The organism is Paenibacillus sp. 102, assembly GCF_039549175.1.
In the GTDB taxonomy this organism is placed as follows: domain Bacteria; phylum Bacillota; class Bacilli; order Bacillales; family Bacillaceae_G; genus Bacillus_A.
This window is the reverse complement of sequence record NZ_JBCGHT010000004.1, coordinates 189,169-204,089: the sequence shown is the minus strand read 5'-3', so window position 1 is coordinate 204,089 and position 14,921 is coordinate 189,169. Positions and strand designations below refer to the sequence as shown.

The following is a 14,921-nucleotide window of genomic DNA, read 5'->3' as shown; positions in this document are numbered from 1 at the left end:
CGATAGACATGTTGTTTTATGTAAAAATTTTGTATCGTTTTTGTGTTGAGAACATACATTCTGCATGGTATGCTAAAGGTAAGTTTAGAATTTTCTTTCTATTAAAAGTGAATGGGGGAGCTTGTGATGATTAAGCCTGCAACAATGGAGTTTGTTTCGCTGTCAAATGGAGAAACGATTGCATATCAAAAAGTTGGAAGGCAAAGTAAAGAAATACTTGTACTGATTCATGGGAATATGACATCCTCACAGCATTGGGATTTAGTTATTGAGAAACTACAGGACGAATATCATATTTATGCGATTGATTTAAGAGGATTCGGGAAATCAACATACCATAAACCAATAAACTCATTACAAGATTTTGCAGATGATTTCAAGCTATTTATAGATGAACTACAATTGAAGAAGTTTTCACTGATGGGCTGGTCAATGGGTGGTGGTGTTGCGATGGAGTTTGCAGCTTGTTATCCAGAGTACGTAGAAAAGTTGATTTTGGTTGAATCAGTTGGAATGAAAGGCTACCCGATCTTTAAAAAAGATATAAATGGTCAACCAATTGGTTCTTCTCTATTAAAAACAAAAGAAGAAATTGCACAAGATCCTGTTCAAATTGCTCCTGTACTAGATGCAATTAAAAATATGAACAAGCTCTATTATCGAACGGTTTGGGATTTACTCATTTACACGCATAATAAACCGGAACCAGAGCGTTATGAAAAGTACTTAGATGATATGTTAACGCAGCGTAATTTTGTAGATGTGAACTACGCTTTAATTACATTTAATATTTCAGATGAACATAACGGGGTTGTTCCTGGAAATGGTCATATTCATCAATTGCAAGTGCCGACACTCGTTTTACAAGGAGATCGTGATTACGTTGTTCCGCAAGTAGTCGGAGAAGAATTAGCGAAGCATCTCCCCAATGCAAAGTTAACTATATTAAAAGATTGCGGGCATTCACCGTTTATCGATTGCTTAGATGAATTTATTCAGCATGTTACAAATTGGTTGGAACATAAATAAGCCGAACATATAAAAGGAAGTTAGAGGCGGGTTTTCTAACTTCTTTTTATATTCTTACACATTGTTGTTCAAAACGTTTATAATGGAGGTCGGTGAACATATAAAGGGAAGAGGGAAGCGGATGTCAATACGATTTACATTTTGGATTATGGTTGGAATTGTTGCGATTTCTGGATTGTCGCAAGGGATGCTTCTGCCAGCAATCGCAATGATTTTTGAGCAAGAGGGGATTCGCTCTAGTTTTAACGGTCTTCATGCAACGGCGTTATACATTGGAATTTTATTTATTTCGCCATGGCTTGAAAAACCGATGCAACGGTTTGGAATGAAACCGATTATTGTAATCGGTGGTTTTCTCGTTATTATTTCATTATTCTTTTTTACACAAACATTTTCATTTTGGGCATGGTTTATTTTGCGCTTTTTAGTTGGAGTAGGAGATCATATGTTACATGTCGGAACACAAACGTGGATTACGACGACATCTGATCCTAGTAAAATAGGCAGACAAGTATCTATATATGGAGTTTTTTTTGGTATTGGTTTTGCGGTAGGCCCATATTTAGCTAGCACTGTCCAATATGGACTTGCAACGCCATTTATTGTATCGACAATTCTTTGTTTAATTGGATGGCTATTGCTATTACCAACTAAAAATGCCTTTCCAGAGCAAGATCATACAGGAGAGAAAAATGAATCATCACTTTCTCGTTACAAACAAGTATTTGTTCTAGCTTGGGTTGCGCTGATGGGACCTTTAGCGTACGGCGTGTTAGAAGCAATGTTAAATAGTAATCTGCCAGTATATGCACTTCGAAAAGGATGGTCTGTCTCTGATGTCTCTTTCTTACTACCAGCATTTGCAATAGGAGGAATCATTACGCAAATTCCGCTTGGTATATTAAGTGATAAATACGGAAGAGACCGCATTTTAACATGGACATTCAGCATCAGTACAATCATTTTCTTACTTGCGGCAGTATTTGACGGGTATTATTGGATTGTATTTGGGTGTATGCTGTTAGCGGGTATGGTAATTGGTTCATGTTTCTCTTTAGGTCTTGGCTTTATGACGGATTTATTACCAAGACATTTACTGCCAGCTGGAAATATATTATCCGGAATCGCCTTTAGTATTGGAAGTATTATAGGGCCTGTATTAGGAGGCATATTTATAGAAAAAATACAGTATACAAGCTTTTTTATAGCGGTTATGATGATAATGGCAATTATTGCACTTCTATATATCGCATATATGAAAAGTCAATCCGCATCAAGACAAATAGAAAGTAGGTTAGGGCATGACAAAACAACCTAATAAGAAAAAATTTGAAGTACAAGAGAATGAAACAATTACAGATTGTTTAGTACGTATGGAACGTGAAGGATATGCACCATCACGCCGCATGGAAGAGCCGATCTTTCATGAAGTGAAGAAAGATGGAAAAACAGTTGTAGAACCGTGCGGGAGAAGAATTGTTTTTGAAGGGAAGTTAAAGTGAGGAGAGGTCGTGAAAATGACCTCTCTTTTTTATGGGGTAGTAATCAGTGCTATATTATTTTCTGTAAATTATATAGAGAGCGTTTCATCTTAATAAATGGTGAAATATATCCACATGAAATTACTTATACAAGAAAAATTTTGAAAATAATTACAAGGTAGATTGTATGTAAAGTATTGAGAAATCGATTGTTTTATTAGAGGAAATAAAGGAGGACAAACATGGGGGAGCATTTAATAGATTCCATTGGTAACTTTCTCCATATTTCATATACAGATAGTGAAAGAAAGCGGGATAATTACGATAAACTACATGGATATTTACAGGCGAAAGAAGGTAAACTGAGAACTTTAATCGAGCAAGCGGAATCAGCAAAGCGTAGTTACGAAGGAAGCAGTCATGGATTGCCACAAGATAAAATTCCTGCCCGTGAATTTGAAGCAGCTCGGCACAAGAAAGATTCGGAATTAACCGAGACGATAAATTATTTTCGCCAAATGCTAGGAGACGTTACGTCTGCTAAAAATAAAGCGTATTACAAGTGGGAGGAATATAAAGCAAAAGCAGATGCGGAAAATAAAGCTGAAGCTGAAGCGGCGGCTAATGCGTTAAAGAATTTATTCGGAAAATAAGCGAAGATAAAGAAGTATGGAATACGATGGGGGAATAGAAATGCACGGTAAAGAAATCGGAATTTCTGGAAGCGAAGCGTTAAATGCTATTTCTTATGCTGAGCAAATTGAAAAAGGGGTAAAAGATTCACTCCAGCAAGCAAAGGAATTACAAGCATACGTCATAAGTTCACATTGGAATGGGAAAACACGTGATGCTTTTTTAAGCTATTTAGAATTATTAATTCAATTTAATTTAATACAAAAATGGCAGAAGCACTTGAAGGGCATACGAAAGCACTTAAAGAGCTTGATAAACATATTCAATCCTTTACAAATCGTCCTGAAGTTGAAGGCGTAAAGAAACTGTGAAATAGGACTGGGGGAATGAGGAAATGGTACATACAATTGAGAGTTTTACCCCTGGTGAGCTTTATGTATTAGCTGGTGCCGCTGGCATTACATATTTATTTGGTTTACCAGAGCGAGAAAAACTTACTTTAGCGGATCCAGACTGTGTAACAAAAGCGACAGAAAAGTTGAAAGCGAAGAGATTAATTACAGAGGAGAATGGTCTCACACCAGCAGCCTTTCAACTAATTGAATTATTAAAAGCGTATCAGGAAAGTAACGAGTACACACGGTTTAATAATCTTTTAATCGGATTTTTGCCACAAGATAAAGATAGAGTAGCCGTATTCACGGAACGAAAACAAAATGAGGAATACGAAATTGATTACATAGCGAAGCGCGATGTCTATTTCTCGTTATTACAACGTGTTCCATTTTTAATGAGATAACCGAGAGAAATAGAGCATACTTTTTTAACGAATAAAATGACAGAAGAAAAGCAGCGGTTCTTTGAGGAAATGGATTTGTCAAAAAAAGATTTATTGGCCGTTGAAACATTTTCTCGTCCGCGGGACCGGCGGGTAGGCAACAAGGGGAAATGGGAATGCTTCTTGTACTTTACGGAGGGGGAAAACTTCATTCAAGTTGATATCGAACGTAAGCAGTACGAGTGGGCTAGTCTATATGCCGTGAATAAGAAGTTATACGACGGCTTGAAAATGCCATATAAAAAGTTAATTGATCCAAGACAATTCTCATTAGGAGGAATACGTTAATGCAAGTATCTATGAGCGATGGAAGTACAGGAGGAGCAGGTGGTAATTCAGAAGTATTAGTAAATTTTTCTGAAATGGTTACAATCGCGATGCGCCTTGAAACGATTTATAACCTGTATGCGAATGGTGTGCAGCAAAATATTAATAATCTAGCAAATTCACATTTCTATCAAAAAGGTGAGGCAACAAAAGTTACCGATCATTATAAAGACATATTAGAAAAAACAATGGAATTGGCAGATAACTATAAACAAGCTGCAATGGTTGTGAACTATACACTTGAAGAAATGATAAAAAAAGACGAGGAATTACAAAAAATATTACAAACTCTTGAGTAATCAAGGTGCGGTAGTGGGGGGATGGAAAAGAGATGGATGTGCAATATAGGCCAGAACCTTGGCAACAAATGAAAGATGGGATAAATGAGATTACAAAAGATGCAATTATAAAATTACAGCAAGCAAATGAACTTCTAGATGATATACAAGATAAAATACAAGAATTAGATTCAGATAGATGCATTTATTTCCATCATAGAAACCAAGAAAGGAAAATAAATACATTACTTGAGGATTATACAACTTTACATAAATACTGCGATGATGCAGGACGCGTCGTTTATGAACATATAGATGAGCCGTTCTATAAAGATATGGATGAATTTGCTCAAAAAATGAGAGACTTATCTATTCGGGACTTTAAAACAGAAAATCGAATTGGTGCCACAACGACAACAACATTACCAAGTGAGCATGCGTATGGGGCCCCGCAAACAATTACGACAAAAAAAGATAAAATAACAGTAGATGACATCTTTAAAGAATCACTTGCCTTTGATCATGTACTTCGTACGCAATATAAAGAAGTCAAAAAGCAAAATCCAGATGCGAAACTAAGCTACGGGGAATATCGAAAACTAGTCCTGTCTATGCGAGGATTCGAGTATACATCAAGAGAAGACGAGCAAAAAAAATTAGAAACATGGCGTGATTTAGCAATAGGAGGAGCACTAATCGTCACTACAATCCTCTGTCCGCCGCAGGGGAAGACTGGGGTACACACCGAAAACTAAGCAAAGAAGAACGATTAGAAGCTGGCTTCTTCGGAGCACTCGACCTCATCCCAGGGCTAGGTTCAGCAGCAAAAGCATTCAAAGGAACAATCGACCTCGGATCCCTTGCAAAATTAACAAAATTGAAAGAAGGAATCGCTGATTTCAATCCAAATGTGGGGAAAAATGTGGTACAATCACTCAAGGAAAGTAAAAATAGTGCGTTGCAGAACTTAAAAGTTCAAGGCTGGAAAGCAGCAGACAAAATCAATGATTGGGACTATACAATAAAAGGTGTACTAGCAAAAGCAGCAGACAACGTAACAGCAAATATAAAAAGTGTAGAAGTATTACCAAATGGAACCCTAGCAAGACACGGTGGAACCAACTTCAGCGAAAGAGTAAAAGGAGCCCACGATGCCTCTAAAGCGAGTATTCAGAGCCGGATATCAAATTTTGAGAGTGGTGGTACTAAGGGTACGGGTGAAGTTGGTAATAGTGGCGGTGAAAGTTTAAGTAGAATAGAATACTTGCGTAATAAATATGGGGAATTTACTCCACAAGAATTAAATTATAGGATTAATTTACGTGGTGCTGTAGCCCAAGAAGTTGAAAGATTAAATAAAATTGGTATTTCTAAAAGAGAGATGGGGCCTGCGGTTGCTGGAACTTTTGATAAAACAACAGGTAAGTATTACTTTGGTATCAATAATACTTCAGGTAAGATTCCAGAAGAGTTACACACTTTAATAGAACAACGGATTATCAATATGCCGAAAAATATTAAAAAGGGATATACATTTACGTATGGGGCAGGTTCTCACGCAGAAGTGTACTCATTAAATCAAGCGTTACTTGCAAACCCAGAAGCGAGCACTTCAAATTTTATCACTCATGTAGTACGGTCTGGTAAAAAATTAAAACCAGCAGGTATGATGATGCCAACCTGTCCACATTGTAATTTTATTACTGAAGGGTTTGAATTTAGTTCAGAGGTGAAAAAGATTGAAAAATCAAATTGACATTTTAAGTAAAGAATATGTTATAGAACATGGGACTGACTTTGATGAAGAGTTATGGTTTACATCATATAGTGATGAGGTTTTAGATAATCCTGAAGATGAAAATGGAGAACCTTTTACTGGTTTAGCTTATGAATTGTATGACAATGGTAATTTAATGTACTATACAAGTTATGTAAAAGGTTTTGTAGAAGGTGAGTTAATAGAGTTTTATAAAAATGGAAATTTGAAATCAGTGAAAAATTTAATTCATGGACAAAGTAATGGTGCCGAAAGAATTTGGTATGAAAGTGGAGAACTAAAATTTGAAGGAGAATACAAATTTGGTATAGCTCTTCATTATATAGAATGGGATACTCAAGGTCGTATCATAAAACAAAAATTTTCTCCTACAGAAACAGATTTAAAATTGATTGAATCTTTTACTAAAAGTGATACTCAATGAAGAATGTAGATTTAAATAATATGAAATTGGTAAATGAATTTATCAATATTCAAAATGAATTGTTATCAAAAGTTAATCTTGTGAATAGCTTTGACATTAGTGAAATCAAAACTATTGCAGGGGTAGATTTAGCTTACTGGGATGCAAATAAAACAACCTATGGTACATGTTGCATTGTAATCATTGATTATAGTACAAAGGAAGTCATCGAAAAGGTATATAGTTATGGAGAAATAACAATTCCTTATATTCCAGGTTTTCTTGCATTTCGAGAGTTACCTTTAGTAATAGATGCAGTAAAGAAACTAGAAATTTGTCCAGATTTATATATGTTTGATGGGAATGGATATTTACATTATCGCCATATGGGTATTGCTACTCATGCATCTTTTCTATTAAATAAGCCGACGATTGGTGTAGCAAAAAGTTATCTTAAAATTCAAGGTATAGATTTTACTATGCCGGAGAATCAAATAGGTTCTTACACAGATATTGTAATAGATGGTGAAATCTATGGTCGAACTTTAAGAACATCAAAAAATGTAAAGCCAATCTTTGTTTCATGTGGAAATTGGATTGATCTAGATACTAGTATTGATATTGTCATGAACTGCATTAATCAAGAGAGTCGTTTACCCATTCCTGTAAGACTAGTAGATATAGAAACACATAAAGTGAGGAAGCAGTTCATGGAAGAATAATATGAAAAATTAAGACATTAAATGATTATAAATTCCTTGATAAATAAATTAGTGTATTTTCATATTTAATAAACGAAATATCTAATGATCGTAGGTAATAAATCAATGAATTCATATAAGCTCGTAAATTCTAATATAGTACCTGTCGGGATATATATATAAGATCTAATACTATTAATAATATTTGATAAAGCTAATAATCGTACAGCACTTGATTGTCTACTAAAGGCAACAAGTGCTTTTTTGTGTTTTAACGTGAAAATTTAAAAGAGCACTATAATTTTATAAGTGCATTAATTGTTAAGTTTTTATAGATTGTAATGGCTATGTACAGTATACGAAGGTAGTAGAGGGAAATTGTAAAAGGGGTCAAAGTAACAACAAACTTTGTATTATTAGCAAAAAGGTGAGGTGGAGAAACTACTTTTCATTCAAATATAGTACAATCAATGCGAGATAACAAAAATATTATGCTCGACCGCATGAGGCTAGCAAGCCTAAAAGTAGAAAAATACGGAAATGAAAAAAATGTATCAGCTTGGCGGAAAAATGGCCGGGGGTGTAGATTATGTAACAGCTACACTCAAAGGCGTTGAAGCAGCTGGAGATGGTACATTAATAGGGAAGCAAGTTGGCCCAGGGAAGGTTACTGAGTGGGTTAATACGCGCCATGCAGAGAGTAGTAAGTTTATGGATGGTAAGATTCAGAGGGTTGAGGCTTCGCTTGCGGAGAGGAAAGGGAATGTTGGTTTAGGAGCTAGTGGGGTTAAGGGTACGGGTAATAGAGATGCTGATATTCCACCAGCCTTCAAGCAAGAGGAATTTGCGAGTACATATGAATCAAGATTCAAGCAAACACCTGCAGAAACGAATTCAAATCTTGTTTTTGAAGGGGTTAGAGATGAGTCTTTATGCACCCTAAAACCACCACCAAATCCTACGTTACAGAAAATCTTAAGTGATGCTGGTATTAATGGAATTGAGTATAAAAATGGAGTTCCTGATTTTTCACCTGTAGCAAAAGCACAATTGGAAATTGAATACATGTTAGGTGGGACCGGCAAGCATGGAACAAAGGCTAGAACTATTAATTTTAAACAAGCAGATCAAAAGTTGGCTGAACAACTTAACAATTCACCAGAGTAGGCAAGCAAGTTTGGAATGACTTCTGGGAAAATTAAAGCAGGAGACATTGCAGACTATCGAGAAGAATGCAAGCTAGCGTGGCATGAATTAAATGATGTGAAGACTATCCAACTTGTACCATCAGAAATAAATGGGAAATTTGGGCATCTTGGCGGTGTAGGAGAGATAAATGCAGGAGCGTTTAAACTAGGAGAATTTGCCAATAAATAGAAAGGGGAAAACTCAAAATGAAAATAAATGATGAAGTTTTTGGTGAGCTTGAATATGATTATGTCTGGAGTAGAGATACGACTATTGAGTTTTGTGGAAAAGAAGCTGATATTGCTTTGATGATAGATGGTAAAGAAGATGGTGAATTTAGCGAAAAACAGTATGTTTCGTATAATTTTTTAATACAAAATTGGGAACAACTTCAACAAAGTATTTTGCAACCAATTTTAGATTATTACAAGCAAAAACGACAAGAGCTTGGGTATGATGTTTCATATAATGAAAATTATCCTTTAATTGAAACGATTGATCAGCTTCTTGAAAAGATCAGGCTAGTGGGGATTTATGTCCCGTCTGCTAGACGCTTTGAAGGCAGATATATTGGACTAACATTTGACTGTACATGGGACATGGAAAATGGGGTAGGCATTCGTCTAATAAATGAAGAAGTAGCTAGGATAGGGTATCAAGATGTTGCAATTTAAGCATTATTATTTGTTAGGAATACACATAGCAGAGTATGAAGAATCAGCTTGTTTAGAGAATTAATGAAAAAGGCAGTGGAGATAGGTACTAGAAATGTACTGCCCCCCAATTGTTAGACACAGTCTACAATTGGGGGGCAGTTTTTTTATGAAAAGGGGAAAATTAGTCTTGAAGGTTATTTCTATCGATACCATTGAGGTCTTTTACTAAAGATATTGAATTTGTAGATTCATCTGCTAAGGGTACGGGAAACACTGTTCATAGATCAGAAATTGACGAAGTAATTAAGAACGACTACGATATAGACGGGAATTTGGTTAATAGGTAAATTGTTCCTAAAGGTTATGATAGTGTTGAGGAATTTAAAGCGGTAGTAGGGTATATTGATGCTCATTTAAATGCTTCACCAAAACATAATATAATTAATAAAGGGCTAGCAGGTGGCACACATATGAAAGGTATAGATTACGATGTTTTAGGCTTTCCAATTTTTAAAGGTGATGATGTTAAATTTACAACTAAGTTAAGAGAAGCTTTGTTAATCGCAAGGGATACTGATCAATTTAAATCTTGCACCAATGCTTTGAAAAAGGAAATAGAGGATGGGAAAATATCAAAAGAAATATTCAGCCTGTTACAACTAGAGCAAATTTTTGATGGTCAACCAAGAATTGATGGATTAGTTTGGCATCATCATCAAGTGACTGGAAGATATAATTGGTTAACTCAGATACACATGGTGTCAATCACTTAGGTGGAAATAAATTATGGGGGGATGGTATTAGATGGGTCATGTAAATATGAAAACACCTTTTGTTAACATAAAGCCATTGTGTTAACAAATCTTTGAAAACCCCTAAAGAAGAAGTGAAGACTTCAAGGAAAGACACTTTGACGTTGAAGAAGGTGAATGGTACGATATATAGGAATAATATGGGTAATGAAAACAAAAAAGGTAGTTAAAGCAATGGACTTATATGATGAAGCCTATATACTTCAATTAGAATCTTTAGAAGACATGAATCAAGATAAGATGAAACGTTCTTTAGAATTGATTGCAGAAGGCGGTAAGTACTGGAAAGAAGCGGCAGCAAACATTGGTGAAAAGCAAAATAAACTATAAATGGTTGAAGTAACGAAAACGGTCTTAATCAGTAAAATTTAAAGGGGATAAATTAGTCATGAAAGCAAAGAAACTAGTAAGTGTAGCAGTTCCAGTTATGTTATTATTCGGTTGTGGGGTATCGGATAAAACTGAATCTAAGGAAACAAAGACAGAAGAAGCTAAACCCGCTAAAGCAGAGGAAAAGAAGTCTTCTGTTAAGAAAGAGAAGGTATCAAAAGAAGATTACACAACTAGAGTAGTTGGACTAGTTAAAGAGTTTGATACTACATTTAAGAAGCATAATGATACAATAAGAGAACTCTTTGACGGCAAGAAAAAGAAATCAGACGTATTAGATTCAATAAAAGAAATAAATGGGGTATTAGATAAGATTGAATCTATAGACCCACCTAAAGAGTATATAGAAGAACAGAAAAACCTTGAAAAAGCGACTGGTTACTTTAGAGAGTCCTCCAAAATAGTAGAAGAAGTGTTTACTAGAAAATCAACTAGAGAAAAAAGCGAAAAGACTGACAAAGAAATGATTGAAGAATCAGAGAAGATTCTGAAACAAGGTGACGAATACTGGTATAAAGCAATTAACTCACTTAAAGATAAGAATACAAAAGTCGGTGATGGTACAGTATCGGTTAAAGATATTAAAGACTTAGATAAGAAAGCCGGAATCGACTATGATGCGGTACAGAAGAACGTAATAGATGGTACTGAATTAATTGGTAACTGGGGAGTACAGACTTCAGACGGATTTAAACCAGCATTTATTTTAAAAGGTGGAAGTCCTAAAACTTTTGAAGTTTACAATGTAGGTGAGTATCCGAGGAAGACTAACCATATAGAAGGTACGTGGGAATATGATAAGAATTCTTTAACATTAAACCTACATATCACAAAGCAAATGTCAAACGGAGTAGAAGCAGAAGTTATCCATAAAGACATAGCGTATAAAGTTCAAAACTATGATAGAAAGAACTTGCAATTATTCAATGATAAGTCATTTAATACAACTAATTATGTGAAACAAAACTAAAATAAGTAAGGATTTGGTTACTCTGTAAAATTTTATTTTATAACAACTATTTTAAAATTAAACAATTTTATCTTTTATTCAGAAATGCAATTTTGTACCAGTGTATTGATAGGAAGTGCACATGAAGCAAAAGTATTATTTGGGCAATTAGAAGCGGTTGATTAGGAACGTTATAAGGAGTTTCCAATATACAAGCTCTATGAACAACTTTTTTCAACAATTGTTACAGTTTAAAAGGTTTATATCTGGTTGCTAAATTTACATAATATCGTGCGCTTAGTGGGTATAATTCTGTCACTTAAGTTGGTGCAATTGTAGAAATTATATTTTTATATTTTAATACTTAATTTTGGTATTATTGGATGAGGAAAATATATTGGAAGTTCAATTAGAATATGGAGTGAATAGTTTTGTTTACAATAGAAAATTACACAAGTTCTTTAAAAAAGGGTCTTCAAAAAAATTCTGATGATTTTATTCGAAATATAAAAGAGACACTTCATTTTAATTATTATAAGGGGATAGATTTATTAGATTTCACAGCTTTTGTTCAGTCATTTGAAATGTCCATTGTAATGTATTCTATGGATGGAGGAGCAAGTGAAGTCTTTTATGAAGGAAATGATAGCAGTATTTTTTCAGGCAGTCACGATTTGATAGATGATGTAGAATACTACAAATTCCCTGATGGTAAATCAGATGAATTTTGGGAGTTTTATGAACAAAACGATGAAGTAATATCTGAAATTGAAACAAAAGCCATAGTAGAATGGTTTGCTGCCTGCTGGAATAAAGCAGGTGGTACAAGCGTGAAATTCCCCTCTTATTTTAGTTTTCATGATTATGATCAATGCTTTGATTTACATAACAATAAATGGATTACTGATGGTGATAAATGGTTTGATTAAACCATAGAACTTGATTGGGTTAATACGCACCATACGATGTATTATTACAAAAGTTAATGGAAAATGACGTTGAAGTAACATTTGACTTGAATCGAGAAAATACATGTACATAAGGTTGAATAGAACACCTAAACACTTTAAGTTATTAGGTGTTTTCTTTTGTAAATTAGGGATAGAATAATAGGATAAGCGCGGAAGAAATAGTAAGAAAGTATAGTATTGTGGCCCTATAATTAGTGTGGAAACTTAGATGATATTGTTAAAATACTAGAAGACCTTGGAAAACAAGCTGCTTCTAGAAGATAAAAATTAAAGGAGAAGCTAAAATGGATAAGACTAAAATTGCAAAAGACATTAGAGGCGTCATTAAAAATGGCCAATTGGATACATTAAGAGATTTACTTGAGAAAGAGCCAGAAATGTTAACATGGATGACACCTTTTGGTACATGGTTACATGTAGCAACATCTCATGGACATTTAGAAATAATAGAATATCTTATTAATGCTGGCATAGATATTCATGCGCAGGGTGGAACTTTTTCTACAAATGCGCTTGAAAGAGCGGCTACAAAAGGGCATTTAGAGATTGCGGAATATCTCATTAACCATAATATTGAAATCGATACTAGTGAACCAGATAGAAATCCTCTGTTTGCTGCAATATATGGTGGTCATTTTGAGATTGTTAAATTGTTAGTTGAGAATAATATAGATATATTTATAAAATACTCTGGTGACAATATGAAAGATATGGATGCTTATGCATTCGCCATTGAAAGAGGACAAACAGAAATTGCTGAATACTTAAAGAAAAAGATGGATGAAGAAGAATAGAGAAAGAGACTGTTTATTTTAAAAGATATCCTAATAACAAAATTTAATATTATTTACTACTATGAAAAATAGAGTTTTCCAAAACCTCTCAAAACAAGTGAATTTGTTTAGGGACATTTTTATGAAAAGTGGAAAAAGTAAATGGTGGGTCAATAGATAAAATCTATGATGAGGGCTATACAAATGAAGAGTGTTGAAGTTCTTGAAGAATGAGCTAGTAGAAGATAAATTGAAAGGAAGGGGGACTTGTTTTGGATAAAAAAAGTGTAAATAAAGTAATAAGGAATGCAATTAAACTTGGTGATATTCATGAAGTCAAACAATTAATAGGTGATAATATAGAAAGTTTAAACACTATGACTTCGTTTGGTACGTGGTTGCATGTAGCAGCAAAGAAAGGACACCTTGAAATAGTTAAGTATCTCATTGAAAAAGGGATAGATATTGATGCTAGAGGTGGTACATTCGATGCTTCCGCATTAAATATGGCAGCAGGAGCAGGGCAATTAGAGATAGTAAAATATCTAATTGAGGTTGGCGCAAAATTAGATGTGAGCTTAGCAAAAAGGAATCCATTATTTGGGGCAATTTATGGCGGGCATAAAGAAGTAGCCGAGTTTCTAGTTGAAAAAGGGATAGATATTTCAATTCGATATACTGGTGAAAGTATTCAGAATATGGATGCCTATGAATATGCTATAGAATTTGGGCAAACAGAAATTGCTGAATATTTAAAGAGGAAATTAGAAAAAAGTCGTACTAGTTATTAATTCTCAGTTGGAACTTGTGCTATTAAGTATTCATACTATCATAAAGCATTATGAAGGAAGAACAAAAGGGCATTAGGTAGATGCCCTTAGATAGTTATACTAACGAAAGGGATAAAACCATGAAAATAAAACAGGATGCTGTTGTAAGACCATTCCCTTCGGAGGAATTGATAAGAAAACATGAAAAGTTTTGGAGGCTAGAATTACCCGAGTCTTTCTTAACCTTTAATTAAAAAGATGCTACAAACGTTAAGTTTAGTAGAAAGGGTTATTTACTTTTCAACCACTTCTCCCTAAATAATTTCTTATCTTCTAATAAGCTGTTCTTAGCTAGTTCAAAACACACTAACCAAAAATTCTTTTGCCACTTTGAACAGTCTTCCTCGTAATCCGTAAGCATCTGAAGCATACAGTATGAATCAGATGGCTGAATATGAATCATATCATTTTTAAAAAATAAAGCTGTAAGACCATGTTCAATAGATAGCAAGCAATTTTTATGAAATGAAATTGCAAAGTAAGCATAGTTGTCCTTCGTATAGTCAGGTAAAATCTCAAATGTAGGGGTTCCTAAATAAGAATGGATTTCTTCCATACTATTAAAAGTAATAGGGCTAAAGGAATGGTCATTTTCATTGTATATTTCGTATCTCATTAAATCTTTAAATTGTAATTCAAATAGAGCATTTAGTATATTTTCATAAATAATATCAAAGTGTTCTTTTAAATAACATAGCGTATTATAAGCTTCTTTTGTTAAAGGCTGATTACTTTCTAAATACCCATCTATCTCAATGTTTTTTTGTTTAAAAAACGAAATGGAACAATTTACGTTTATAGATCCATTCCAACAGTTGCATTTTTCGGAAAACTTAAAATCATCTACTTTGTATAACACAATTCACACCTACCTAATTAAATTTT

General features: G+C 34.2%; 14 protein-coding genes and 5 pseudogenes. 18 read left to right on the top strand and 1 reads right to left on the bottom strand.

Annotated features, from left to right (window positions below):
* Positions 1 to 111: 111 nt before the first annotated feature.
* The 18 genes and pseudogenes from phaZ (at position 112) to AAIE21_RS13100 (ending at position 13,997) form a co-directional block, all read left to right on the top strand.
* Entirely contained in the window at positions 112 to 1,029 is a 918-nt protein-coding gene (gene phaZ, locus AAIE21_RS13185) for an intracellular short-chain-length polyhydroxyalkanoate depolymerase (RefSeq protein ID WP_336452330.1), read from the top strand.
* A 121-nt stretch (positions 1,030 to 1,150) separates the two neighbouring features.
* On the top strand, positions 1,151 to 2,347 hold the full coding sequence (locus tag AAIE21_RS13180) for an MFS transporter (protein WP_343267197.1): 1,197 nt from the start codon (positions 1,151 to 1,153) through the stop codon (positions 2,345 to 2,347).
* Positions 2,331 to 2,531 carry an NETI motif-containing protein gene (locus AAIE21_RS13175; protein WP_343267196.1) on the top strand — a complete coding sequence of 67 codons (201 nt, stop codon included), beginning with the start codon at positions 2,331 to 2,333 and terminating at the stop codon, positions 2,529 to 2,531. Before AAIE21_RS13180 ends, AAIE21_RS13175 begins: the two co-directional genes overlap by 17 nt.
* A gap of 221 nt (positions 2,532 to 2,752) precedes the next feature.
* Positions 2,753 to 3,163, top strand: coding sequence for a hypothetical protein (locus AAIE21_RS13170; protein WP_343267195.1), 411 nt, complete (start codon positions 2,753 to 2,755; stop codon positions 3,161 to 3,163).
* A 40-nt stretch (positions 3,164 to 3,203) separates the two neighbouring features.
* Positions 3,204 to 3,514 (top strand): annotated as a pseudogene (locus tag AAIE21_RS13165) (WXG100 family type VII secretion target).
* A 23-nt stretch (positions 3,515 to 3,537) separates the two neighbouring features.
* A pseudogene (locus AAIE21_RS13160) lies at positions 3,538 to 4,269 on the top strand (DUF5081 family protein).
* Positions 4,269 to 4,607 (top strand): hypothetical protein, encoded by a 339-nt coding sequence (locus AAIE21_RS13155; RefSeq protein WP_343267194.1) that lies wholly within the window; start codon positions 4,269 to 4,271, stop codon positions 4,605 to 4,607. The pseudogene AAIE21_RS13160 and the gene AAIE21_RS13155 overlap by 1 nt, the downstream one beginning before the upstream one ends.
* A 32-nt stretch (positions 4,608 to 4,639) precedes the next feature.
* Positions 4,640 to 6,342, top strand: a pseudogene (locus AAIE21_RS13150) (YwqJ-related putative deaminase).
* The gene (locus AAIE21_RS13145) at positions 6,326 to 6,787 is read left to right on the top strand and encodes a toxin-antitoxin system YwqK family antitoxin (RefSeq protein WP_343267193.1); all 462 of its coding nucleotides are present in this window, start codon (positions 6,326 to 6,328) and stop codon (positions 6,785 to 6,787) included. The pseudogene AAIE21_RS13150 and the gene AAIE21_RS13145 overlap by 17 nt, the downstream one beginning before the upstream one ends.
* Positions 6,784 to 7,488, top strand: coding sequence for an endonuclease V (locus tag AAIE21_RS13140; protein ID WP_343267192.1), 705 nt, complete (start codon positions 6,784 to 6,786; stop codon positions 7,486 to 7,488). The genes AAIE21_RS13145 and AAIE21_RS13140 overlap by 4 nt, the downstream gene beginning before the upstream one ends.
* 549 nt (positions 7,489 to 8,037) lie before the next feature.
* A pseudogene (locus AAIE21_RS13135) lies at positions 8,038 to 8,844 on the top strand (HNH endonuclease).
* A gap of 17 nt (positions 8,845 to 8,861) precedes the next feature.
* Positions 8,862 to 9,329, top strand: a complete 468-nt coding sequence (locus tag AAIE21_RS13130; RefSeq protein WP_343267191.1) for a DUF6985 domain-containing protein — start codon at positions 8,862 to 8,864, stop codon at positions 9,327 to 9,329.
* 215 nt (positions 9,330 to 9,544) lie between these two features.
* A pseudogene (locus tag AAIE21_RS29605) lies at positions 9,545 to 10,128 on the top strand (HNH endonuclease).
* A 169-nt stretch (positions 10,129 to 10,297) separates the two neighbouring features.
* Positions 10,298 to 10,453 carry a hypothetical protein gene (locus AAIE21_RS13120; RefSeq protein WP_343267189.1) on the top strand — a complete coding sequence of 52 codons (156 nt, stop codon included), beginning with the start codon at positions 10,298 to 10,300 and terminating at the stop codon, positions 10,451 to 10,453.
* 58 nt (positions 10,454 to 10,511) lie between these two features.
* On the top strand, positions 10,512 to 11,483 hold the full coding sequence (locus AAIE21_RS13115; RefSeq protein WP_343267188.1) for a DUF3994 domain-containing protein: 972 nt from the start codon (positions 10,512 to 10,514) through the stop codon (positions 11,481 to 11,483).
* Positions 11,484 to 11,893: 410 nt separating this feature from the next.
* A complete protein-coding gene (locus AAIE21_RS13110) occupies positions 11,894 to 12,391 on the top strand; it encodes a hypothetical protein (RefSeq protein ID WP_343267187.1) in 498 nt (165 codons plus the stop codon).
* 326 nt (positions 12,392 to 12,717) lie between these two features.
* A complete protein-coding gene (locus AAIE21_RS13105) occupies positions 12,718 to 13,227 on the top strand; it encodes an ankyrin repeat domain-containing protein (protein WP_343267186.1) in 510 nt (169 codons plus the stop codon).
* 251 nt (positions 13,228 to 13,478) lie between these two features.
* Positions 13,479 to 13,997, top strand: a complete 519-nt coding sequence (locus AAIE21_RS13100; protein WP_343267185.1) for an ankyrin repeat domain-containing protein — start codon at positions 13,479 to 13,481, stop codon at positions 13,995 to 13,997.
* A gap of 268 nt (positions 13,998 to 14,265) precedes the next feature.
* On the opposite strand, the gene AAIE21_RS13095 is transcribed toward AAIE21_RS13100, so the two are convergent.
* Complete coding sequence (locus AAIE21_RS13095; RefSeq protein ID WP_343267184.1) at positions 14,266 to 14,895, bottom strand: DUF6985 domain-containing protein; 630 nt, start codon at positions 14,893 to 14,895, stop codon at positions 14,266 to 14,268.
* Positions 14,896 to 14,921: the final 26 nt, after the last annotated feature.